This is a genomic window from Streptomyces sp. NBC_01335 (assembly GCF_035953295.1).
GTDB lineage: Bacteria > Actinomycetota > Actinomycetes > Streptomycetales > Streptomycetaceae > Streptomyces.
This window is the reverse complement of the sequence record NZ_CP108370.1, coordinates 7113101-7135690: the sequence shown is the minus strand read 5'-3', so window position 1 is coordinate 7135690 and position 22590 is coordinate 7113101. Positions and strand designations below refer to the sequence as shown.

At 72.3% G+C, this 22590-nt stretch carries 18 protein-coding genes and 1 pseudogene; 8 read left to right on the top strand and 11 right to left on the bottom strand.

Annotation, left to right across the window (positions count from 1 at the left end; genetic code table 11):
* Positions 1-87 precede the first annotated feature (87 nt).
* Positions 88-714: an HdeD family acid-resistance protein gene (locus OG599_RS30405; protein ID WP_327179173.1), complete on the bottom strand. Its 627-nt coding sequence runs from the start codon at positions 712-714 to the stop codon at positions 88-90.
* Positions 715-819: 105 nt separating this feature from the next.
* Here OG599_RS30405 and OG599_RS30400 point away from each other — a divergent pair, with 105 nt between their 5' ends.
* The 3 genes from OG599_RS30400 to OG599_RS30390 all read left to right on the top strand — a co-directional run bounded on the left by OG599_RS30400 (position 820) and on the right by OG599_RS30390 (position 5133).
* The gene (locus OG599_RS30400; RefSeq protein WP_327179172.1) at positions 820-1572 is read left to right on the top strand and encodes an enoyl-CoA hydratase/isomerase family protein; all 753 of its coding nucleotides are present in this window, start codon (positions 820-822) and stop codon (positions 1570-1572) included.
* Positions 1573-1645: 73 nt separating this feature from the next.
* The gene (locus tag OG599_RS30395; RefSeq protein ID WP_327179171.1) at positions 1646-2509 is read left to right on the top strand and encodes an SCO6745 family protein; all 864 of its coding nucleotides are present in this window, start codon (positions 1646-1648) and stop codon (positions 2507-2509) included.
* 203 nt (positions 2510-2712) lie between these two features.
* Positions 2713-5133 carry a Tex family protein gene (locus OG599_RS30390; RefSeq protein ID WP_327179170.1) on the top strand — a complete coding sequence of 807 codons (2421 nt, stop codon included), beginning with the start codon at positions 2713-2715 and terminating at the stop codon, positions 5131-5133.
* A gap of 94 nt (positions 5134-5227) precedes the next feature.
* Here OG599_RS30390 and OG599_RS30385 read toward each other — a convergent pair whose 3' ends face one another.
* Positions 5228-6865, bottom strand: a complete 1638-nt coding sequence (locus OG599_RS30385; protein WP_327179169.1) for an ABC-F family ATP-binding cassette domain-containing protein — start codon at positions 6863-6865, stop codon at positions 5228-5230.
* 200 nt (positions 6866-7065) lie between these two features.
* Between OG599_RS30385 and OG599_RS30380 the strand changes: the two genes are divergently transcribed.
* Positions 7066-7626: a hypothetical protein gene (locus OG599_RS30380; protein WP_327179168.1), complete on the top strand. Its 561-nt coding sequence runs from the start codon at positions 7066-7068 to the stop codon at positions 7624-7626.
* Positions 7627-7783: 157 nt separating this feature from the next.
* Positions 7784-8707: an FAD-dependent oxidoreductase gene (locus tag OG599_RS30375; RefSeq protein ID WP_327179167.1), complete on the top strand. Its 924-nt coding sequence runs from the start codon at positions 7784-7786 to the stop codon at positions 8705-8707.
* A 145-nt stretch (positions 8708-8852) separates the two neighbouring features.
* Here OG599_RS30375 and OG599_RS30370 read toward each other — a convergent pair whose 3' ends face one another.
* On the bottom strand, positions 8853-10607 hold the full coding sequence (locus OG599_RS30370; protein ID WP_442809593.1) for a BCCT family transporter: 1755 nt from the start codon (positions 10605-10607) through the stop codon (positions 8853-8855).
* A gap of 103 nt (positions 10608-10710) precedes the next feature.
* Positions 10711-11586, bottom strand: coding sequence for an oxygenase MpaB family protein (locus OG599_RS30365; protein ID WP_327179166.1), 876 nt, complete (start codon positions 11584-11586; stop codon positions 10711-10713).
* A gap of 316 nt (positions 11587-11902) precedes the next feature.
* Here OG599_RS30365 and OG599_RS30360 point away from each other — a divergent pair, with 316 nt between their 5' ends.
* Entirely contained in the window at positions 11903-12841 is a 939-nt protein-coding gene (locus OG599_RS30360) for an oxygenase MpaB family protein (protein ID WP_327179165.1), read from the top strand.
* Here the strand turns inward: OG599_RS30360 and OG599_RS30355 are convergent.
* From OG599_RS30355 to OG599_RS30345, 3 genes and pseudogenes are all read right to left on the bottom strand, one after another.
* Positions 12828-13433, bottom strand: coding sequence for a TetR/AcrR family transcriptional regulator (locus OG599_RS30355; protein ID WP_327180243.1), 606 nt, complete (start codon positions 13431-13433; stop codon positions 12828-12830). The two genes, OG599_RS30360 and OG599_RS30355, sit on opposite strands and share 14 nt — an antisense overlap.
* Positions 13434-13637: 204 nt before the next feature.
* Positions 13638-13766 (bottom strand): annotated as a pseudogene (locus OG599_RS30350) (Appr-1-p processing protein); the annotation flags it as partial.
* Positions 13767-13819: 53 nt separating this feature from the next.
* Complete coding sequence (locus tag OG599_RS30345) at positions 13820-14704, bottom strand: helix-turn-helix transcriptional regulator (RefSeq protein ID WP_327179164.1); 885 nt, start codon at positions 14702-14704, stop codon at positions 13820-13822.
* Between the two features lie 101 nt (positions 14705-14805).
* Here OG599_RS30345 and OG599_RS30340 point away from each other — a divergent pair, with 101 nt between their 5' ends.
* Positions 14806-15573 (top strand): SDR family oxidoreductase, encoded by a 768-nt coding sequence (locus OG599_RS30340; RefSeq protein ID WP_327179163.1) that lies wholly within the window; start codon positions 14806-14808, stop codon positions 15571-15573.
* Between the two features lie 226 nt (positions 15574-15799).
* The gene (locus OG599_RS30335) at positions 15800-16546 is read left to right on the top strand and encodes a MerR family transcriptional regulator (protein WP_327179162.1); all 747 of its coding nucleotides are present in this window, start codon (positions 15800-15802) and stop codon (positions 16544-16546) included.
* 80 nt (positions 16547-16626) lie between these two features.
* On the opposite strand, the gene OG599_RS30330 is transcribed toward OG599_RS30335, so the two are convergent.
* The 4 genes from OG599_RS30330 to OG599_RS30315 all read right to left on the bottom strand — a co-directional run bounded on the left by OG599_RS30330 (position 16627) and on the right by OG599_RS30315 (position 22552).
* A complete protein-coding gene (locus tag OG599_RS30330; RefSeq protein ID WP_327179161.1) occupies positions 16627-18798 on the bottom strand; it encodes a 3-hydroxyacyl-CoA dehydrogenase NAD-binding domain-containing protein in 2172 nt (723 codons plus the stop codon).
* 46 nt (positions 18799-18844) lie between these two features.
* On the bottom strand, positions 18845-20059 hold the full coding sequence (locus tag OG599_RS30325; RefSeq protein WP_327179160.1) for an acetyl-CoA C-acetyltransferase: 1215 nt from the start codon (positions 20057-20059) through the stop codon (positions 18845-18847).
* A gap of 104 nt (positions 20060-20163) precedes the next feature.
* Complete coding sequence (locus OG599_RS30320; protein ID WP_327179159.1) at positions 20164-21306, bottom strand: acyl-CoA dehydrogenase family protein; 1143 nt, start codon at positions 21304-21306, stop codon at positions 20164-20166.
* Between the two features lie 46 nt (positions 21307-21352).
* Positions 21353-22552, bottom strand: coding sequence for a CaiB/BaiF CoA transferase family protein (locus OG599_RS30315; RefSeq protein ID WP_327179158.1), 1200 nt, complete (start codon positions 22550-22552; stop codon positions 21353-21355).
* Positions 22553-22590 lie beyond the last annotated feature (38 nt).

Here is a 22590-nt window from a genome sequence, read left to right as displayed (position 1 = left end):
CCTCGGAGCTCCGGACCGGCCACTGACAAGAAGTGGGCACCTATCGACTTCTCTTGACCGGCTGCGTATGGCGGCGTCGGATGTGGACTACTTCTGGCCACCTTCTGGGGCACTATTCGGCCTCTCCTGGCCGGCGTCCCCGTCCGCCGCCAGCTGCTCGGTGACCAGTCCGACGACCTGCCGGCCGCCCACGCCGATCGCGATCAGGCCGAGCCCGTCGAAGAGCAGCGAGAGCGAGAAGAAGAGGCCGAGGACGTACCGGCTGCTGTGCGGCCAGTCGAAGAGCACCAGCAGGCCCAGCAGCAGGCCGAAGGCGCCCTGCAGCAGCGTCCAGCCGAACTGCGGCCCGCGCACCACGACCGAGCCGACCAGCCGGAACAGCCCCCCGGTGAGGAAGAGCAGGGCGGCGAACATGGTGAGTGCCTCGGCGCTGCCGTACGGGTCGTGGATCACGACCACGCCGGCCGCGATGTTGAGTGCCGCGACGACGACGGCGAGCCAGAAGAAGTTGCTGCCCCGGGACTGGACCGCGTGCGCCAGTCCGACCACGCCGCCGATCAGCAGGAGCCAGCCGAAGAGCAGCATCGAGGTGAGTGTGGCCACGCCGGTGTAGACGAGGCCGATGATGCCGGCGACGGCCAGCAGGATGCCGAGCACGACCAGCACGGCGAAACTGCGGTTGAGCTTTCTGCGCTGGACCCGGGAATCGGCCATCGACAGCTCCTCGCGGCGCGTACGTACTCCGGCACCCCCAGGGCCTGCCGGTCGGGAGGCCCTGGTCGGATCATAGGAGCGAACGGTACGGATAGCATCCGGCGCATGGACCGCACCGAGCCTCAGCTGGAGCACTCCGTCGCGGACGGGGTGGCGAGCGTCGTCATCAGCAACCCGGCGAAACGGAACGCCATGACGGCCCCGATGTGGCGGGAGCTGCCCGTCCTGCTGGAGCGGCTGGCGGCCGACTCCTCGGTGCGGGTGCTGGTTCTCACCGGCGCGGGCGACACTTTCTGCGCGGGGGCGGACATCTCCTCCCTCCAGGAGCCCGGGAAGCTGACCTCGGAGCTCACGGTGGCGGCGGAGGAGGCGCTGGCCGCGTTCCCCCGGCCGACGATCGCGGCCGTGCGCGGCTACTGCGTGGGGGGCGGGTGCCAGCTGGCGGCGGCCTGCGACTTCCGCTTCGCCGAGGAGGGCGCACGGTTCGGCATCACCCCGGCCAAGCTGGGGATCGTCTACTCGTCCTCCTCGACCCGGCGGCTCGTCGGGCTGGTGGGTCCCGCGACCGCGAAGTACCTCCTCTTCTCCGGGGAGCTGATCGGCACCGAGCGGGCCCTGCGCACGGGGCTGGTCGACGAGGTGCTGCCGCCCGCCGGGCTGGCCGGCCGGGTCGCGGAGTTCTGCGGGATTCTCGCGTCCCGGTCCCAGCTGACCCAGGCGGCGGCGAAGGAGTTCGCCACCGGCCGCACGGACCGGGACGCGTACTGGGCCGCGCAGGCGCGGGCGAGCGAGGACACGGCGGAGGGCGTGAGCGCCTTCCTGGAGCGACGGTCGCCGCGCTTCACCTGGACCACCTGAGCCAGGCCGGTACGCCCCGCACCGAGGCGTACGGGGGTTCCCTCCATACTGACCAGTCGGTAATGTGCGGCGCATGAGTACTCTGCCGCCCCGCGCCGGCCGCCGCTGCCACAACGCCGTCAACCCGCTGCACTCGACGCTCTTCTTCTCCCCCGACCTCACCGCCGAACTCGGCGCGCTCGGGATCGAGGACGCCCGGGCCGCGTACTTCGCCGCCCGGGGCGCCGCGCTCGGGGCGGTCGGGGCCGGCGCGGTGACGTCGACCTTCTACAACTTCAACCACGAGCTGGTGGCGCGGCATGTGCCGGCCGTCTGGTCGGTGGCCTCCCCCGAGGCGGTGCTCGCCGCCAGGCTCCGCGCCGCCGACACCACCCTGCGCCGCCTGCTCGGCGAGGAGGTCATCGGCTCGTCCGACATGGCGGAGGCCGCCGGGCTGGCCCTGCGGGCCGCCGAGGCGTGCACCCGTCACGCCCGGCCGCTGTACGCCGCCCACGCCGATCTGCCGGTCCCCACCGAACCGCACCTCGCCTTCTGGCACGCCGCGACGCTGCTGCGCGAGCACCGGGGCGACGGCCACCTCGCCGCGCTGCTCGCCGCGGGGCTCGACCCGGTCGAGGCGCTGGTCAGCCACACGGCGACCGGTAAGGGCATGTCCCCGCGCTGGGTCCTCGGCACCCGCGGCTGGCACCGCGAGGACTGGGACGCGGCCTCCGCCCGGCTGCGGGCACGCGGGCTGCTGGACGACGAGGGCTCCCTGACGGAGGCGGGCACCGCGCTGCGGGCGGAGCTGGAGGAGACGACGGACCGGCTGGACGCGGCGCCGTACGAGCATCTCGGCGCGGACGGGGTGGCGCGGCTGACCGATCTGGCACGCGGCTTCCTGTTCACGGCCGCCTCGGCGGGCGCCTTCCCCGGTGACCTGATCGGCAAGGGCTGAGCCCCGGGCGGTACGGCACGGTGTTGCGACCCGTGGTCCGCGGAGGTCGCGCGACACGGCCCCCGGCCACCCGGCACAATGCAGGCGAAGGGGACCACCCCGAATGACGCCCGCCCCCGGTACGGAGTCCCTCCGCACGGCGGGGCGGGGCCGTCAGCAGAGCCAGCAACACAGCCAGTACGAGAAGGCGAGCCGGGAACACCGTGACGACGTCCATCGAAGGCAGGATCGCCGAGGAACTCGGCGTACGTGAGCGACAGGTGGCGGCAGCCGTCGCCTTGCTCGACGGCGGGTCGACCGTCCCGTTCATCGCGCGCTACCGCAAGGAAGCGACGGAGATGCTCGACGACGCCCAGCTGCGCACGCTGGAGGAGCGGCTGCGCTATCTGCGGGAGCTGGAGGACCGCCGTTCCGCGATCCTCGAATCCGTCCGCGAACAGGGCAAGCTCGACGAGGCGCTGGAGGCCCGCATCCGGGCGGCGGACACCAAGTCGCGCCTGGAGGACATCTACCTGCCGTTCAAGCCGAAGCGGCGGACCAAGGCGCAGATCGCCCGCGAGGCCGGTCTGGAGCCGCTGGCGGACGGGCTGCTCGGCGACCCGTCCGTCGACCCGCTCGCCGCGGCGGCGGCGTTCGTGGACCTGGAGAAGGGGGTCGCGGACGGCGCGGCGGCGCTGGAGGGCGCCCGTTCGATCCTCACCGAGCGCTTCTCCGAGGACGCCGACCTGACCGGCGAAATGCGCGAGCGGATGTGGACGCGTGGCCGGCTCGCGGCGAAGGTGCGGGCGGGCAAGGAGGAGGACGGTGCGAAGTTCGCCGACTACTTCGACTTCACCGAGCCCTTCACCGCGCTGCCCTCGCACCGGATCCTCGCCATGCTCCGGGGCGAGAAGGAGGACGTGCTCGATCTGGTGCTGGAGCCGGAGGAGCCTTCTGAGGCGCCGGGGCCGTCCGCGTACGAGAACATGGTCGCGCGCCGCTTCGGCATCGCGGACCGGGGGCGGCCGGGTGACAAGTGGCTCGGGGACACGGTCCGCTGGGCCTGGCGGACCCGCATCCTGGTGCACCTCGGCATCGACCTGCGGCTCCGGCTGCGTACCGCGGCGGAGGACGAGGCGGTACGCGTCTTCGCCTCCAACCTCCGCGATCTGCTGCTGGCGGCCCCCGCGGGCACCCGGGCGACGCTGGGGCTCGACCCCGGTTTCCGTACGGGCGTGAAGGTCGCGGTGGTCGACGCGACGGGCAAGGTGGTGGCGACCGACGTCATCCACCCGCACGTCCCGGCGAACCGGTGGGAGGAGTCGCTGACGAAGCTGGAGCGGCTCTGCCGCACGCACTCCGTGGACCTCATCGCCATCGGCAACGGCACGGCGTCCCGCGAGACGGACAAGCTGGCCGGTGAACTCTGCGACAAGCACCCGGAGTTGAAGCTCACCAAGGTGATGGTCTCGGAGGCGGGCGCCTCGGTGTACTCGGCGTCGGCCTTCGCCTCGCAGGAACTCCCTGACATGGACGTGTCGTTGCGCGGCGCGGTGTCGATCGCCCGCCGCCTCCAGGACCCGCTGGCCGAGCTGGTGAAGATCGACCCGAAGTCGATCGGCGTCGGCCAGTACCAGCACGACCTGTCCGAGGTGAAGCTCTCGCGTTCCCTGGACGCGGTGGTCGAGGACTGCGTGAACGGGGTCGGCGTGGACGTCAACACCGCCTCCGCGCCACTGCTTTCGCGGGTGTCGGGGATCAGTTCGGGGCTGGCCGAGAACATCGTCGCGCACCGGGACACCAACGGCCCCTTCCGTTCCCGCAGGGCCCTCAAGGACGTGGCCCGGCTCGGCCCGAAGGCGTACGAGCAGTGCGCGGGCTTCCTCCGCATCCGGGGCGGGGACGACCCGCTGGACGGGTCGAGCGTGCACCCGGAGGCGTACCCGGTGGTGCGCCGGATGGTGAAGACGGCGGGCACCGAGGTCGCGTCCCTCCTCGGCAACACGGAGGTGCTGCGGTCGCTGCGGGCCGACGCGTTCGTGGACGACACCTTCGGTCTGCCGACGGTGACCGACATCCTCAGGGAGCTGGAGAAGCCGGGCCGCGACCCGCGTCCGGCGTTCCGGACCGCCACCTTCAAGGACGGCGTCGAGAAGATCGGCGACCTGGAGTCCGGGATGGTCCTGGAAGGCGTGGTCACCAACGTCGCCGCGTTCGGCGCGTTCGTCGACGTCGGCGTCCACCAGGACGGCCTGGTCCACGTGTCGGCGATGTCGAGGACCTTCGTGAAGGACCCGCGCGACGTCGTGAAGCCCGGGGACATCGTGAAGGTCAAGGTCATGGACGTCGACGTCCCGCGCAAGCGGATCTCGCTGACGCTGCGGCTGGACGACGAGGCGGCATCCGGCCAGGGCGGCGGCCGGCGCGAGCGGGACGCGGCCCAGGGCCAGGGCGGCCGGCCTCCGCGCCAGCGCCAGTCGGACGGCGGCGGGCGCCGGCAGGGCGGTGACCGGCGCGGCGGTGGTACGGCCGGCGGCGCCCGGCCCTCGGGCGCACCCGCACCCGCACCCGCCAACAGCGCCATGGCGGACGCACTGCGTCGCGCGGGCCTCACCGACCCGGGCCAGGGCGGCCGGAAGCGCTGACGGCGCACGGAACGCACCGGACGGGCCGGCCCCTCGGGGCCGGCCCGTCCGCGTTGCGCGGAGCTGCCCGGGCCCCGAGGGCCCGGGAGGCCCGTCAGAGCTCCGTGATCCGCCCGTCCGCGACCTCGACGCGCCGGGTCGTACGGACGGCCTCCAGCATCCGCCGGTCGTGTGTGACCAGCAGGAGCGTGCCGTTGTACGAGTCGAGCGCGGACTCCAGCTGCTCGATGGCGGGCAGGTCGAGGTGGTTGGTGGGCTCGTCCAGGACCAGCAGGTTGACGCCCTTGCCCTGGAGCAGGGCGAGCGCCGCGCGGGTCCGCTCGCCGGGCGACAGCGTGGTCGCCGGGCGCATCACGTGATCCGCGCGCAGCCCGAACTTGGCCAGCAGGGTGCGCACTTCGGCGGGTTCGGTGTCCGGGACGGCGGCGCAGAAAGCGGCCAGCAGGGTCTCGTCGCCGAGGAAGAGCTTGCGCGCCTGGTCGACCTCGCCCACCACGACACCCGAACCGAGCACGGCGGAACCCGAGTCGACAGCCAGCCGCCCCAACAGGGCTGCCAGCAGAGTGGACTTGCCCGCCCCGTTCGCGCCGGTGATGGCGACCCGGTCGGCCCAGTCGACCTGGAGCGAGACGGGCCCGAAGGTGAAGTCGCCCCGGACGACGCGGGCTTCGCGCAGGGTGGCGACGACCGAGCCGGAGCGCGGCGCGGTGGCGATCTCCATCCGCAGCTCCCACTCCTTGCGCGGCTCGTCCACGACGTCCAGGCGTTCGATCATGCGCTGGGTCTGGCGGGCCTTCGCGGCCTGCTTCTCGCTGGCCTCGCTGCGGAACTTGCGGCCCAGCTTGTCCGAGTCGGTGGCCTTGCGCCGGGCGTTCTTCACGCCCTTGTCCATCCAGCCCCGCTGCATCTGGGCACGGCCTTCGAGGGCCGTCTTCTTGTCGGCGTACTCGTCGAACTCCTCACGGGCGTGAGTCCGGGCCCGTTCCCGCTCCTCCAGGTAGGAGGCGTAGCCGCCGCCGTAGAGGTTGATCTGCTGCTGGGCGAGGTCGAGTTCGAGGACCTTGGTGACCGTACGGGTGAGGAACTCGCGGTCGTGGCTGATGACGACGGTCCCGGCGCGCAGGCCGGAGACGAAGCGTTCGAGGCGCTCCAGACCGCCGAGGTCGAGGTCGTTGGTGGGCTCGTCCAGCAGGAAGACGTCGTACCGGGAGAGCAGCAGGGAGGCGAGCCCGGCGCGGGCGGCCTGGCCGCCGGAGAGCGCGGTCATCGGCAGGTCGAGGCCGACGGTGAGCCCGAGGTCGGCGGCCACCTCCTCGGCCCGCTCGTCCAGGTCGGCGCCGCCGAGGTCGAGCCAGCGTTCCAGCGACTCGGAGTACGCGTCGTCGGCGCCGGGCGCACCGTCCACCAGGGCCTGGGTCGCGGCGTCCATGGCGGCCTGGGCGTCGGCGACGCCGGTACGGCGGGCGAGGAACGCGCGCACGGTCTCCCCGGGGCGCCGGTCGGGCTCCTGCGGGAGGTGGCCGACGGTGGCGGAGGGGGGCGAGAGCCGCAGCTCCCCCTCCTCGGGCCGGTCGAGGCCCGCGAGCAGCCGGAGCAGGGAGGATTTTCCGGCCCCGTTGACTCCGACGAGACCGATCACGTCCCCGGGGGCGACGACGAGGTCGAGCCCGGCGAAGAGTGTGCGGTCGCCGTGTCCGGCGGCGAGGTCCTTGGCGACGAGAGTGGCAGTCATCAGGGTGTCGATCCTAAGCGTTCCGGGCGGCCCGCCCGTCAATCGGCCCGGACCGTGGACCGGCGCGGGCCGTCCGTGGCGGGAGCGGGTGCGGCGGGGCGGAGGAGGCCTGTCGCCCGGCACCGAAACGTGACCGGCCGTTGCGTGGCCCGAGGAGCGAAACGCGTGTCCCCGCCGGGCCGACGGGAGAGAATCGGCCGATGACGACATCGAGAAGACCGGGATACCGGGCGCTGCCGCTGGTGGCGACGGTCCTGCTGGTGGCGGGGTGCGGGACGTTGCGGGCCGGGGACGCGACCGGGGCGAGTCCGCACGCGTCTCCGGCGCCGAGCACACGGGCGGACTTCCGCTGCCCCGGCGAAGACCCCGAGCCGACGGCTCCGGCGGCCACCACCCCGGCCGCGACCGCCGCGCCGACCGACCACTACGCCGAGAACCACGGCTTCAGGGTCCCCCTCCCGCTCCACGGCCAGAGCCGTTGCGACGGGCTCGCGGTCACCGGGCGGGTCGAGAGCGCGCTCGAACCGCTGCGCGAGCGCGGGGACTTCGACCCGCAGCACGTCCGAAAGGCGCTCGACGGACTCGGCTACCGCGCCGGGAACGCGTACCGGAACGGTCCGACCGGAGTCGGCTTCCTCATCGTCCTCGACGCCACCCCCTGGTGCGTGGAAGGAATGATGAGCCGCGACTCCGTGACGGCGGACGCCTTCGGCGGCTACCCCGACGGCACCGACTGCGAGCCCCCGAAGGGCGGTCACTGACCGGGGCGTCGCGGATCGGGGGCGTCGCGGATCGGGGCCGTCACGGATCGGGGCCACGTCCCCGGCCGTGATCCACCGGACACTGTTCCGGACGCCGGGCCCTCGGTTAGTTTCCGGGGTGACAGGTGCGGGTGGCGGGAGCGACGGGGGTGGCGGCATGCCGGACGTGATCGTGGTGGGCGGCGGGGTCAGCGGGCTGACCACGGCGGTGGTGCTCGCCGAGCGGGGCCACCGGGTGCGGGTCTGGTCGCGGGACGCGGCCGGGGACACCACCTCGGCGGTGGCGGGCGCCCTGTGGTGGCCGTACCGGATCGAGCCGGCGCGATCGGTGGGCGACTGGGCCCTGGAGACGCTCGCCGTCCACGAGGAGCTGGCTCAGGCTCCGGAGGAGACCGGGGTGCGGATGGTGGCCGGGGTCCATCTGGGCGAGCGCCTGGCCGCGCTGGGCCCGTGGGCGGCGCGGCTGCGGGGCGCGGTGGAGGTGGCGGAGGGGCTGCGGGTGACGCTGCCGCTGATCAGCATGCCCGACCACCTGGCCTGGCTGGAGCGGCGGCTGCTGGCGGCCGGCGGCACCGTCGAGCGGCGCACGGTGGACGGCTTCGGGGAGGCTTCGGCCGAGGCGGCCGTGGTGGTCGACTGCGCGGGGCTGGGAGCGGAGGCGCTGGCCTCGGACGGCGGGATGCGTCCGGTGCGGGGCCAGCTCGTCCTGGTGGAGAACCCGGGGATCACGGAGTGGTGCGCGGCCCCCGATCCCGCGACGGGCTGGACGACGTACGTGTTCCCGCAGCCGTACGGGCTGGTGCTGGGCGGCACCGCGCAGGACGACGACTGGTCCACGGAGCCGGACCCGCGCATCGCCGCCGGCATCGTGGCGCGGTGCGCGCGGATCCGGCCCGAGATCGCGGGGGCCCGGGTCCTCGGGCACCGGGTGGGGCTGCGCCCGGCGCGGGACGCGGGGGTGCGGATCGAGGCGGAGGACCTGCCGGGCGGCGGCCGGGTGGTCCACAACTACGGGCACGGGGGCGCGGGGGTCACGGTCGCCTGGGGCTGCGCCCGGGAGGCGGCACGGCTGGTGGGGTGAGCCGGACGCGGCTCCCGGTACCGGACACGTGCGGGGGCGCGCGGCGTGTCCGGTACCGCCACCGCGCCCACCGCCCGTACCGCCCGCGCGCCCGCCGCGCCCCGTACGGCCCACACCGCCGCGCGACGTGGCCGGTGCCCCCGGTTCACTCTCCCGTCGGCGGGCCCGCGGGCCCGGAGTCCTCGTGCTGGTGCCGGTGGTCCTCGGTGATCTCGGTCCCGGGGCCGATCCGGATCTCGAAGTCGCCGTCGTACTTCGCGTGGCCCTGGATGACCGCGCTCTCGACCGCCTCGACGCCGAACTCCTGGCGGACGATGAGCGGGTCCTGGCGCAGGTCCCGCATGAGGGAGACGCACATGCCGACCATCACGATCGTGAAGGGCGCGGCGACCAGGATGGTGAGGTTCTGGAGGCCGGCCAGCGCGTCGCCCTCGCCGTCGCCGATGAGCAGCATGACGGCGGCGACCGCACCGGTGACGACGCCCCAGAAGACGACCACCCACTTGCCCGGCTCCAGAACGCCCTTCTGCGAGAGCGTGCCCATGACGATGGAGGCGGCGTCGGCGCCGGAGACGAAGAAGATCCCGACGAGGACCATCACCAGGACGCTCATCAGGGTGGCGACCGGGAACTGCTGGAGGACTCCGAAGAGCTGCGCCTCCGGGGTGTCGGCGCCGGCGAGCTTGCCCGCTTCCTCCAGCCGGATCGCGGAGCCGCCGAAGATCGCGAACCAGACCAGGCTGACGGTGCTCGGCACCAGGATGACGCCGCCGATGAACTGCCGGATGGTGCGGCCCCGGCTGATGCGGGCGATGAACATGCCGACGAAGGGCGTCCAGGAGATCCACCACGCCCAGTAGAAGACCGTCCAGGAGCGCAGCCAGTCGGCGACCTCGCCCTCGCCGGTCGCCTCGGTGCGTCCGGCGAGCTGGGGCAGTTCGCGGACGTACTCGGCGATGGAGGTGGGCAGCAGGTCGAGCACGATGATCGTGGGGCCCGCGACGAACACGAAGACGGCGAGGATCAGGGCGAGCACCATGTTGATGTTGGAGAGCCACTGGATGCCCTTCTCCACCCCGGAGACGGCCGAGGCGACGAAGGCCACGGTCAGCACGGCGATGATGGCGACGAGCAGGCCCGTGCCGGTCTTCTCCCGCCAGTTCAGCTCGTGGAAACCGCTGCCGATCTGGAGCGCGCCGAGGCCGAGGGAGGCGGCCGAGCCGAAGAGGGTCGCGAAGATCGCGAGGATGTCGATGATCCTGCCGAAGCCGCCGTGGGAGTGGCGTTCTCCGATGAGCGGCTCGAAGACGGCGCTGATCGTCTGCCGGCGGCGCCTGCGGTACGTGCTGTAGGCGATGGCGAGCCCGACGACGGCGTAGATCGCCCAGGGGTGGAGCGTCCAGTGGAAGAGGGTGGTGGCCATCGCGGTCTGCATCGCCTCCGCCTCGTCGGCGGGGCGGGTTCCGGGGGGCGGGTCGGTGAAGTGGGCCAGCGGCTCGCTCACCCCGTAGAACATCAGGCCGATGCCCATGCCGGCGCTGAACATCATCGCGACCCAGGAGACGGTCCGGAACTCCGGTTCCTCCCCTTCCTGGCCGAGCCGGATCCTTCCGTAGCGGCTGATCGCCAGCCACAGCGCGAAGACCACGAAGCCGGACGCGGCGAGCATGAAGGCCCAGCCGCCGTTGTGGATGAGTCCTTCGAGCAGATCGTTGGAGACGCTCTCCAGCGAGTCGGTGGCGACCGAGCCCCAGAGCACGAAGGCGAGCGTGAGGACGGCGGTGACGCCGAAGACCACCCGGTCGGTGACGGGTCTCTGCCCGTGGCGTGGGTCTGCGGGGAGGTCTGCCGTGACGGGCAGGCCGTCCGGCTTCGGTTCGTCCTGCGGCACGTGGGGCACCTGGGCACCTTTCGGGAGTCCGGACATCACTCCCTGTAGGCAGTACCACACGGGGTGCGAACCGTAGGGGACCCACGAGCGGTGGCGGTCCGCCCGCGCCCGTTCACCCTCGTGTGCGCCCCGCGCGGGCGGCCCGGCGTGCCTCGCGGGCCATGGGCAGGTACCGCATCCGCTCGGGAAGTGCCGGCACCACGCGGCGTACGACCGCGCCGAAGCGCCGCAGCCGCTTCTCCTGTGCGGGGGTCCACTCCAGGCCGATCGCGGCGCGGGCGTCCGGCGGCATCAGTCCGACCGTGAGGAAGGCGCGGAACCGGGCGAGCGGCGGCAGGATCAGCGGCCACAGCACGCGTGCGACCAGCCGCAGGGGCAGGGATCCCCGGTCGGGCGGCGGCATGGGCCGGTCGGTGGCGACCAGTTCCTCGACGACCGCGTTGCGCTCCAGCTCCTCGGCGAGCACCTTGCGGTAGTAGGGCCAGAACTCCTCGATCGTCTGCGGCATGTCCCGGTCGTGGATGCCGAGGACCCGGCCGACCTGGAGCCATTCCCGGTACAGCGCGCGCTCCTGGGCGTCGGTGAGCGGGCGTACGAGGTAGCGCGAGGCGTGCTGGTAGACGGGGAAGCCGGTGGCGTGGACCCATGCGTAGTTCGCCGGGGTGAGGGCGTGGTAGCCGCGCCCTCGGGAGTCGGTGCCCTGGATGGTGCGGTGCAGGGCGCGCAGCCGCCGCCCTTCCGCCACGCCTTCCTCGCCTCCGTACACCCAGAGCTGGAGGGAGCGCAGGGAGCGTTCGCCGCGCCCCCAGGGGTCGGTGCGGAAGACCGAGTGCTCGTCGACGCCCGCGCCGACGGCGGGGTGGGCGACCTGGAGGGTGAGGGCGGCGGGCAGCATCAGCAGGCCCCGGACGTCACCGGCGAGGCTCCAGAGCACACCGCCCGGCGGGGGCGGTACGGGGTCCGTCCGCCCGGTTCCCTGGCTGCTCATACGGATGCTCCCGGAGGTCGGCGGACGGGCGGTCGGCGGACGGGCGGTCGGACACCACCTGAAGGGTGTCCCGCGCCTGTACGCCCTCCAGTATGCGAGCGCGCCGGCGGCGCGGCACCGGCGGCCTTGCCGCTTGTTCGTCGCGGCCCGTTGACGCCCCGATGAAACAAGTCAATAGTATTTGTAACATTGACTCCGCGCGCCATTTCCGCAGCCAACCGCCGTGCACCGTAGGGGTGTTGACCGGGCGATTACGGGAGAGACACGCGCCGGGTCGGCACGATGAACCGCACACATCCGCAGGAAGGTGCACATCATGGGCCGTTACAGCCGCCTGAGGACGATCCGCCGGATGGACCCGGTACGGGACTGCGCCGAGATCCTCCGGCTGATGTCCCAGTACGAGTTCCCCTGGGACTACCGGCAGGGCGTGAGCGTCGCGTTCCTCCGCGACTTCGGCGTCCCGCGCATCTCCGTACTGCTCGACCGCACCCAGGAGTTCGAGCGGAACGGGCAGAAGCGCTACGACGACACGGTGCTGATCGGCTATGAGATGGCGGCCGACGGCTTCGACTCGGAACGCGGACGGGCCGCCGCCCGCCATCTCAACCGCATCCACGGCCGCTACCGGATCCCCAACGAGGACTACCTCTACGTCCTGGCCACCACGGTCGTCGGCCCCAAACGCTGGATCGACCGGTTCGGCTGGCGCCCGCTGTGCCGGCAGGAGGTGCAGGCACTCGCCGAAGTCGGCCGGTCCATGGGCCGGATGATGGGCATCGAGTCGGTCCCCGCCACCTACGCGGAGTTCGAGGAGCTGCTCGACGCGTACGAGGCGGAGATGTTCGCCCCGGCCCCGGCGAACCGCCGGGTCGCCACCGCCACGTTACGCACGATGGCCGGCTGGTACCCGTCCCCGCTGCGCCCGCTGGTCGCCCGGTTCGCCCTCGCCCTGCTGGACGAACCGCTGCTGCGGGCTCTGGGGTTCACCCCGCAGCCCCGCTGGCTGCGGACCTTGGCGGTACGGGCGGTACGGGCCCGTTCGTACGGCGTACGGCTGCTGCCCGCCCGGCCCGGATGGCTGCCGTCACGGCCCAGGCCGCGCAGCTACCCCTTCGGCTACCGGCTCGACGACCTGGGGCCGCACTGGGCGCAGAACCGCCCGGTCGAGCCGCTGCCGGACGAGGCGCCGGGGGCGGCGGATCGCCCCGGAGCGGCGCCGCGCCGGGCACCCGAGGGGCTCACCCGGCCGTGAGAAGGGGGACGAGGCAGCGCCGGGCGAAGGCCGCCACCTGCTCGTCGTCGTCGAGTTCGAAGCAGCTCAGCGGGTTGAGGAGGAAGGAGACGGTGATGCGCACCATCACCTCGGCGACCGGCGCCGAGTCCGTCTCCGGCCGGCCCTCCAGCTGCTGGGCATGACGGAGGCGGTCGGTCAGGAAGTCGCGCATGGCGAGGAACGCGGGACCGCTGTCCACGGTGAGGAAGGGCAGCATGACCTCCGGCTCCAGCTTCAGCAGACCGCCGATGAGCGGGTGTTCGCGGACGTGCCGGAGCACCGCCACGAACCCGGCGACCAGCCGCTCTTCCACCGACGGCAGCGCGGCCACCGCCTCGTCCACCTCACCCACGAAACGGCGGTACTCGCGCAGCAGGCAGGCGGAGACCAGGGCCTCCTTGTTGCCGATGCGCCGGTAGACCGTGACCCGGGAGACCTTGGCCCGCCGGGCCACGTCGTCGACGGTGGAGCGGCGCAGCCCGAAGGTCATGAACTGCTCACGGGCCGCGTCGAGGATCTGCTCGCTCAACGCGTCGTGGGGCGGGGCCTCTGCGAGCGCCTTCGCCATCATCGCTTCGTCGTCGGCCGGTACCGTCATGAGCTCTCCCCCGTGTAGCTGCCACCCGCTGCCACCTTAACCGGCACTGCTACAAGGAGACATGGCCCGTCACTCCGTATCCGTGCCCCATGTCCATCGAGGCGGACGGGCCCTTCCGGGCCCCTGTCGGACGACCCCGCCGCACGCCCCTCTCCACGTACCACCCGTTACCCGCGTGCGGCGGGAGAGGGCCGGCACGAAGCCCTTGCCCCAGCCGCCCAGGTCGTTGCAGACGTGCACGATCAGCTTGACGCCCTTGGCCTGCGGCGCGGTGGCGTCGCCCTTGAGGTACGTGATCCCAGACATGTCACCCACCGTAGTGGCGGCCACTGACAAGCGCTCCGGACCGGATCCGCGGTTCAGCCTTCGCGCCTCGCCGGTGCCGGCGCGGAGCCCTGGCGCTCCGACGGCGGGAAGCGGTTCAGGCCGAGCGCGGCGAGCAGTTGGAGCTTCTCGTACCCCTCGGTCCGCGGCGGAGCGGTCAGCACGAGAAGGGTCTGGGACTGGTCCTCGGTGAACAGTGCCTGGCAGTCCAGTTCGATCGCGCCGACCTCGGGGTGGATGAGCGTCTTGTGGTCTTCGAATCGTCGGACGACCTCATGTCGTGCCCACATTTCGGCGAACTCCTCGCTCTCCTTCTCCAGGGCCCGGACGAGTCGGCCGGCCTGCGACTGCGGGCCGCGCAGTCCGTGGGCGGCACGGAGGTTCGCCACCTGGGCGCGGCTCTGCCTCTCCCGGTCGGCCTCCGGGTACGCCGAGCGCTCGGCGGGATCGGTGAACCAGCGGTACATCGCGCTGCGGGCGAGGCCCGTGTGGTGCGAGGCGTCGCCGAACAGGGCGACGGCCATCGCGTTCTGCACCAGCGTCTCGCCCAGGTCGGTCAGGATGAGCGCCGGAGTGTCGTGCAGACGGTCCAGCACCCGCAGGAGGGCGGGAGCGACGTGCGGCGAGCCCGACAGCGACAGCGGTGCGTTGTGTCCCGCGATCCGGTAGAGGTAGTCGCGTTCGTCGTTCGTGAGCCGCAGGGCGCGGGCGAGCGAGGCCAGCATGTGTGCGCTGGGCTGGGGCCCGCGCCGCTGTTCGAGACGTGTGTAGTAGTCGGTCGACATCACGGCGAGCGACGCGACCTCTTCCCGCCGCAGGCCCTGAGTGCGCCGGCGGGTGCCCGGGGGAAGGGCCACGTCCTCCGGTCGGAGCGCCTCGCGGCGATGTCGGAGGAAGTCGGCCAGCGCTGCACGGTCCATGGCTCCCATTGTCGTCCGGTGCCGTCGGCGGAGCCAGGGATCGCCGATCCCCCGACAAGCGGTCTCTGCACCCGCGGCGGCGGATCGGCGACCATCGGGGCATGGACATCTCCGGAAACACCATCTTCATTCCCGGCTCCACCAGCGGCATCGGGCTCGCGCTCGCCCTTGAGCTGAAGGCCAGGGGGAACACCGTCATCGTCGGCGGCCGGCGTGCCGAGCTGCTGGAGAGGATCGCGGCCGAGCACCCCGGCATCGGCACCGTGCGGATCGACACCGCCGACGCGGCGAGCATCGCCACCGCCGCGAAGCAGGTCCTGGCCGATCACCCCGGTCTCAACGTCCTCGTGACCATGGCCGGCGTCATGAAGGTCGAGGACTGGCGCGATCCGGCGTCCTTCCTCGCCTCCGCGGAGTCCACGGTGACGACGAACCTGCTCGGTCCGATCCGCCTCATCGCCGCCTTCGTGGAGCATCTCCAGGCGCAGCCGGACGCCACGATCATGACGGTCTCCTCCGGCCTGGCGTTCACCCCCCTGAAGGTCACGCCGAGCTACAACGCGACGAAGGCCGCGATCCACATGCTCAGTGAGTCCATCCGGCTGCAGCTCGCCGACACGTCGGTGCGGATCGTGGAGCTCGAACCGCCGGCCGTGCGGACGGCACTGCTGCCCGGGCAGGAGGACGACGACCACGCCATGCCCCTGGACGAGTACGTCGCCGAGGTCATCGGCCTGATCGAGGCGCAGCCCGACGCCAAGGAGATCCAGGTCGAGCGCGTGAAGTTCCTGCGTTACGGCGAGGCCCGCGGCGACTACGACCAAGTCGTCGAGGCGCTCAACGCTCCCGCCGCCCCGACGGAGCGGTAGGCCGGGGTTCCGCCTCCCGTCAGCCGGCCCCGCCGATCGTCGGCAGAACATCATCGCTGTCACCCAGCAGGGACACCGGCAGCTACTGCTGATTCTCCAGGGGCCGTCCCCATCCGCTGCCGGTGAGGGTTTCACCACAGTGGTGAGACAGCAATACTGTTGCACGCGATCGCCGCACCGGGGCGATCGGACCGATCCGGCCATCTCCGGGCATCGAGGAGCAGACATGGCGACCGCGCCCGAGGAGCCGACCCTCACCGTCGACGAGCTGGCGGCCCGCGCCGGGGTGACCGTGCGCACCGTGCGTTTCTACAGCACCCGGGGGCTGTTGCCGCCTCCGGTGATCGGCCCGCGCCGGGTCGGGCACTACGGACCCGGGCATCTGTCGCGGCTGGCGCTGATCGAGGAACTCCAGCGCCAGGGCATGACGCTGGCCGCGATCGAACGCTATCTGGAGCAGTTGCCGGAGGATCTCAGCGCCCACGATCTGGCGATCCACCGCGCGCTGGTGGCGTCCTGGGCGCCGGACGTGGTCGAGGAGATGACCGGGGCGGAGCTGGAGCGGCGGGCGGGCCGGCCGCTCACCGGCGAGGATCTCGGCCGGCTGGCGGCGATGGGGGTGCTGCTGGACGGGCCCGGAGGGGACTCCGCGTCGCCCGAGAAAGTCCACCGGGTCGATCCGGGGCTGCTCCGGCTGGGGGTGGAGCTGCTGGACGTGCCGATCGCGCACGAGACGATCCTCCGGGCGCGTACGGTCCTGATGGAGCACACCCGGTCGGCGGCGGCCGAGTTGACCCGGCTCTTCCGGGACGAGGTGTGGAGCCCGTACCGGGAGCGGGAGGCGGACCCGGAGCACGTGGCCGCGATGAAGTCGCTCTCGGCGCACATGCAGCCGCTGGTGATGCAGGCCCTGGTGACGGCGTTCCAGCGGTCGCTGACGGCCGAGCTGCGCGCAGCGTTCCAGGCGCCCTGACCGTACGGCCGTACGCACGGCGGTCCGTACGCCCGGAAGGCGGTCCACCACGGGGCGGACCACCTTCCGGCGGGGCGGGCTCAGTCGTGGAAGGTCTCGCCCCGCTCTGCCATCTCCACCAGCCGGGCAGGCGGCAGGAAGCGGTCTCCGTACCGTTCGGCGAGCTCGCGGGCGCGGGCCACGAAGCCGGGCAGGCCGCCCTCGTAGCCGTTGACGTATTGGAGGACGCCACCGGTCCAGGGCGGGAAGCCGATGCCCATGATGGAGCCGATGTTGGCGTCGGCGACGGAGACCAGGACGTTCTCGTCCAGGCACCGGACGCCGTCCAGGGCCTCGGAGAAGAGCATCCGCTCCTTCATGTCCTCGAACGGGATCGCGGCGCCCGGCTTGCCGAAGTGCTCGCGCAGGCCCGGCCAGAGGGCGCCGCGCCGACCGGACTCGTCGTACTCGTAGAACCCGGCGCCACCGCTGCGGCCGGGCCGTTCGAACTCCTCGACCATCCGGTCGACGACCGCGTCCGAGGGGTGCGGGGTCCAGGTGCCGCCGGATTCCTCGACGGCGCGCCGGGTCTCGTTGCGGATCTTGCGGGGCAGGGTGAGCGTCAGCTCGTCCATCAGCGAGAGGACCTTGGCCGGGTAGCCGGCCTGGGCGGCGGCCTGTTCGACGGAAGCGGGCTCGATACCCTCCCCGACCATCGCGACGCCCTCGTTGATGAAGTGGCCGATGACGCGCGAGGTGAAGAAGCCGCGCGAGTCGTTGACCACGATCGGGGTCTTCTTGATCTGGCGGACCAGGTCGAAGGCGCGGGCCAGGGCCTCGTCACCGGTGGCCTCGCCCTTGATGATCTCGACCAGTGGCATCTTGTCGACCGGGGAGAAGAAGTGCAGCCCGATGAAGTCGGCGGGGCGGGTGACGCCTTCGGCGAGGGCGGTGATGGGCAGCGTGGAGGTGTTGGAGCAGAGCAGCGCGTCGGGGGCGACGATGTCCTGGATCTCCTGGAACACCTTGTGCTTGAGGGAGGTGTCCTCGAAGACCGCCTCGATGACGGCGTCGCAGCCGGCGAGGTCGGCGGGGTCACCGGTCGGGGTGATGCGGGCGAGCAGTTCGTCGCGGGCGGCCTCGGTGGTACGTCCCCGGGCGAGCGCCTTGGCCAGCAGCTTCTCGCTGTAGGCCTTGCCCTTCGCGGCGGCCTCGGCTGTGACGTCCTTGAGGACGACCTCGATGCCGGCCCGGGCGCAGGAGTACGCGATGCCGGCGCCCATCATGCCGGCGCCGAGAACGGCGACCTTGCGGACGGTGCGGCGCTCGACGCCCTCGGGGCGGCCGGCACCGGAGTTGACGGCCTGGAGGTCGAAGAAGAACGCCTGGATCATGTTCTTGGCGACCTGGCCGGTGACCAGTTCGGTGAAGTAGCGGGCCTCGATGGTCTGCGCGGTCTCGAAGTCGACCTGCGAGCCCTCGACGGCCGCCGCCAGGATGTTGCGGGGCGCGGGCATCGGGGCCCCGGCGAGCTGCTTCTTCAGGTTGGCGGGGAAGGCCGGGAGGTTGGCGGCGAACCGGGGGTTGGACGGGGTGCCGCCGGGGATCCGGTATCCCTTCACGTCCCAGGGCTGCTGGGACTCGGGGTGTGCGTCGATGAAGGCGCGGGCCTTGTCCAGCATCTCTTCGCGGGTGGCGGCCACTTCGTGGACGAGGCCGTTCTCCAGGGCGCGGGCCGGGGTGTACCGGGTGCCCTGGAGCAGCACCTTGAGCAGCGCGTCGGCGATGCCCATGAGGCGTACGGTACGGGTGACGCCGCCACCCGCCGGGAGCAGGCCGAGGGTGACCTCCGGGAGGCCGATGCGGGAGCCGGGCGCGTCCAGTGCGATCCGGTGGTGGCAGGCGAGGGCGATCTCGTAACCGCCGCCGAGCGCCGCGCCGTTGATGGCGGCGACGACGGGGATGCCCAGGGTCTCGATGCGGCGCAGGGAGCGCTTGATGGCCATCCCGGCGTCGAAGACGGCCCCCGCGTCCTCGGGCCGGGCGTGGATCATCTCCTTGAGGTCTCCCCCGGCGAAGAAGGTCTTCTTCGCGGAGGTGACGACGATGCCGCGGATGTTCTCCCTCCCGGCCTCGGCGCGGTCGGCGATCGCCGCGAGGGAGCGGGTGAAGGCCTGGTTCATCGTGTTGGCGGACTGGTTCGGGTCGTCGAGGACGAGGGTGACGACGCCGGTCCCGTCCTCTTCCCAGCGGATGGTGGTGCTCTCGGTCATGGGTTCTTCTCCGTAGGCAGCGGGCGTGGCGGGAGGGCGGGGCCGGTCAGACGCGTTCGACGACGGTGGCGACGCCCATGCCGCCGCCCACGCAGAGGGTGACGAGTCCGTACCGCAGGTCGCGCCGCTCGAGTTCGTCGACGACGGTGCCGAGGATCATCGCGCCGGTGGCGCCGAGGGGGTGGCCGAGCGCGATGGCGCCGCCGTTGACGTTGACCTTGTCGAGGCCGATCCCCATGTCCCGGACGAAGCGCAGCACCACTCCGGCGAAGGCTTCGTTGATCTCGATCAGGTCGATGTCGTCGATGGTCAGTCCGGCCTTGGCGAGCGCCTTGCGGGAGGCGGGGGCGGGGCCGGTCAGCATGATGGTGGGCTCGGAGCCGGAGACGGCGGCGGAGACGATCCGGGCGCGCGGGGTGAGGCCGTAGCGCTCGCCGACCTCCTTCGAGCCGATCGCGACGAGCGCGGCGCCGTCCACGATCCCGGAGGAGTTGCCGGCGTGGTGGACGTGGTCGATCTTCTCGACCCAGTGGTACTTCTGCAGGGCCACCGCGTCGAAGCCGCCCATCTCGCCGATGGTGGCGAAGGAGGGCTTGAGGGCGGCGAGCGAGTCGGCGGTGGTGCCGGGGCGCAGGTGCTCGTCGTGGTCGAGGACGACGAGGCCGTTGCGGTCCTTGACGGGGACCACCGAACGGGCGAAGCGGCCCTCCTTCCACGCCTCGGCGGCGCGCTCCTGGGAGAGGGCGGCGTACTCGTCGACGTCGCGGCGGGAGAAGCCCTCGACGGTGGCGATGAGGTCGGCGCCGATCCCCTGCGGGGCGAAGCCGGTCTCGAAGCTGGTCATCGGGTCCATCGCCCAGGCGCCGCCGTCCGAGCCCATGGGGACGCGGGACATGGACTCGACGCCACCGGCGAGGACGAGGTCCTCCCAGCCCGAACGGACCTTCGCGGCAGCGAGGTTGACGGCTTCGAGGCCGGAGGCACAGAAGCGGTTCTCCTGGACGCCTGCGACGGAGTCCGGAAGTCCCGCCGCGATGGCCGCGATCCGTGCGATGTCGGAGCCCTGGTCCCCGAGCGGGCTGACGACACCGAGGACGATGTCGTCGATGGCCGCCGGGTCCAGGCCGGGGAAGCGGGCGCGGATCTCGTGGATGAGGCCGACGACCAGGTCGATCGGCTTGGTGCCGTGCAGGGCCCCATTGGCCTTGCCGCGACCACGCGGGGTGCGGATCGCGTCGTAGACGAACGCTTCGGTACTCAAGACAACAGCCTTTCGGGGGACGGGCGTTCAAAGGTTCGGGGATCGAGTGGCACGCGTTTCCCGGGTGATCGAGCGGTACGCGTTTCTGACAAGCAGGGAGCGGCTCAGGACAGCAGGGAGCGACCGATGATCTCCTTCATGATCTCGGTGGTCCCGCCGTAGATCGTCTGGATGCGCCCGTCGGTGAAGGCCCTGGCGACCGGGAGCTCCGCCATGTAGCCGTATCCGCCGTGCAGTTGGAGGCAGCGGTCGGCCACCCGCTTCTGGAGTTCGGTCGCCCACCACTTGGCCATCGAGGCGTGCACCGCGTCGAGCGTGCCCTCCGCGTGCTCGGCGATGCACCGGTCGAGGAAGGTGCGGGTGACGGCGCACTCGGTGGCCATCTCGGCGATCTCGAAGCGGACGTGCTGGAGCCCCGCGAGCGGCCGGCCGAACGCCTCGCGCTCCTTGACGTACCGGGTGGTGATCTCCAGCAGGTGTTCGGCGGCGGCGATGCCGGCGACCGCGATGCCCATCCGCTCCTGGGCCAGGTTGGTCATCAAGTGGAGGAAGCCGCCGTGGAGTTCCCCGAGGAGGTTCTCCTTGGGGACCCGGACGTCGTGGAAGAAGAGTTCGGCGGTGTCCTGGGACTTCTGGCCGATCTTGTCGAGGTTGCGGCCGCGCTCGAAACCCGCCGCGCCGCGTTCGACCACGAGGAGCGAGAGTCCCTTGGCCCCGCCTTCCGGTGACGTACGGGCGACGACGACCACCAGGTCGGCGAGGATGCCGTTGGAGATGAAGGTCTTGGACCCGTTGAGCAGCCAGTGGTCACCCCGGTCCTCGGCGGTCGTACGGATGCCCTGGAGGTCGGAGCCGGCGCCCGGTTCGGTCATGGCGATGGCGGTGATGGTCTCGCCGGAGCAGAAGCCCGGCAGCCAGCGCCGCTTCTGCGCGGGGGTGGAGAGGCCGGTGAGGTAGGGCCCGACTATGTCGTTGTGCAGGCCGAGCGCGAGGCCGCTGACGCCCGCGCGGGTGAACTCCTCGGCGAGTACGGCGCTGTAGCGGAAGTCGTCGTTGCCGCCCCCGCCGAACTCCTCGGGGACGGCGAGGCCGAGCAGCCCCTGCCGGCCCGCCGCGCGCCACGCCTCCCGCGAGACGATGCCGTCCTTCTCCCACTGTTCGTAGTGCGGGAGCACCTCCTTGGCGAGGAAGGTACGGACGGTCTCGCGGAACACGTCGTGTTCGGCGGCGAAGATCTGGCGTTTCACCGGGCCTCCTGGAGTGGGTGTCGGATGGTGTGCACCGGTCGCGCCCTCACCCGGAAGCCTCCGCCGGCGGTTCGCCGGCCGACTGCGGCACGTCCCGGCCCCCGAGCAGTTCCGGCACGTCCCGTCCCCCGAGCAGTTCCGGCACGTCCCACTCCGCCGCCACCGACGCGGCGCCGCTGCCGGGCAGGGCGGGGGCGCTCCGCACGGCGGTGGGGGTGGCGGAGAAGCGCGGGGCGGGGGCGGGCTGGGTGATCCCGGCGTGCTCCACGAAGGTGGCGCGGGCGGCGAGATGCGGGTGCCCGGGCGCCTCGCGGAGGGAGAGGACCGGGGCGACGCAGGCGTCGGTGCCCTCGAACACCTCGGTCCACTCGGCGCGGGTACGGCTACGGAACCGGTCCGCGACCGCGGTGCGCAGCTCCTCCCAGCGGGCGAGGTCCGCACGGTCGGGCAGCTCTTCGTCGACGCCGAGGAGCGCCGTGAACTCGTCGTAGAACCGCTGTTCCAGCGGCCCGACCGCCATGGCCTCGTCGTCCGAGGTCGCGTACGTGCCGTAGAAGGGGCAGCCGCCGTCGAGGAGGTTGGCGCCGCGCCGGTCCTGCCAGGCGTCGGCCGCCAGCATGCCGTGGATCATGGTGGCGAGGTGGGCCGCGCCGTCGACGATCGCGGCGTCCACGACTTGGCCGCTCCCGCCGGGGGTACGGGCGTGCTGGAGGGCGGCGAGCACGCCGACCACGAGGTAGAGGGAGCCGCCCGCGTAGTCGCCGAGCAGGTTGGCCGGGACGGCCGGGGGTTCGCCGGGGCGGCCGATCATGGAGAGGGTGCCGGTCGGCGCGAGGTAGGAGACGTCGTGTCCGGCGCGCTGGGCGAGCGGGCCTTCCTGGCCCCAGCCGGTCATCCGCCCGTAGACGAGCCGGGGGTTGCGGCCGAGGCAGGCGTCGGGGCCCACCCCGAGCCGTTCGGCGACGCCGGGGCGGTATCCCTCGATGAGGATGTCGGCACGTTCGGCGAGGGCGAGGACGGCCGAGGCGCCCGCTTCCGTCTTGAGGTCGAGCAGGACGGAGCGCTTGTTGCGGTTGGTCAGGTCGCGGGCCGGGTCGATGCCGAGCACCGCGCCGCCGGGCCGGTCCACCCGGACCACGTCGGCGCCGAGGTCGGCCAGGAGCATCGCGGCGAACGGGCCGGGGCCGATGCCCGCCAGTTCGACCACGCGCACTCCGGAGAGGGGCCCGTTCCCCGACGCAGCCATCAAGCCCCCAGCGGTGTGACACAACCGATGTAACATCG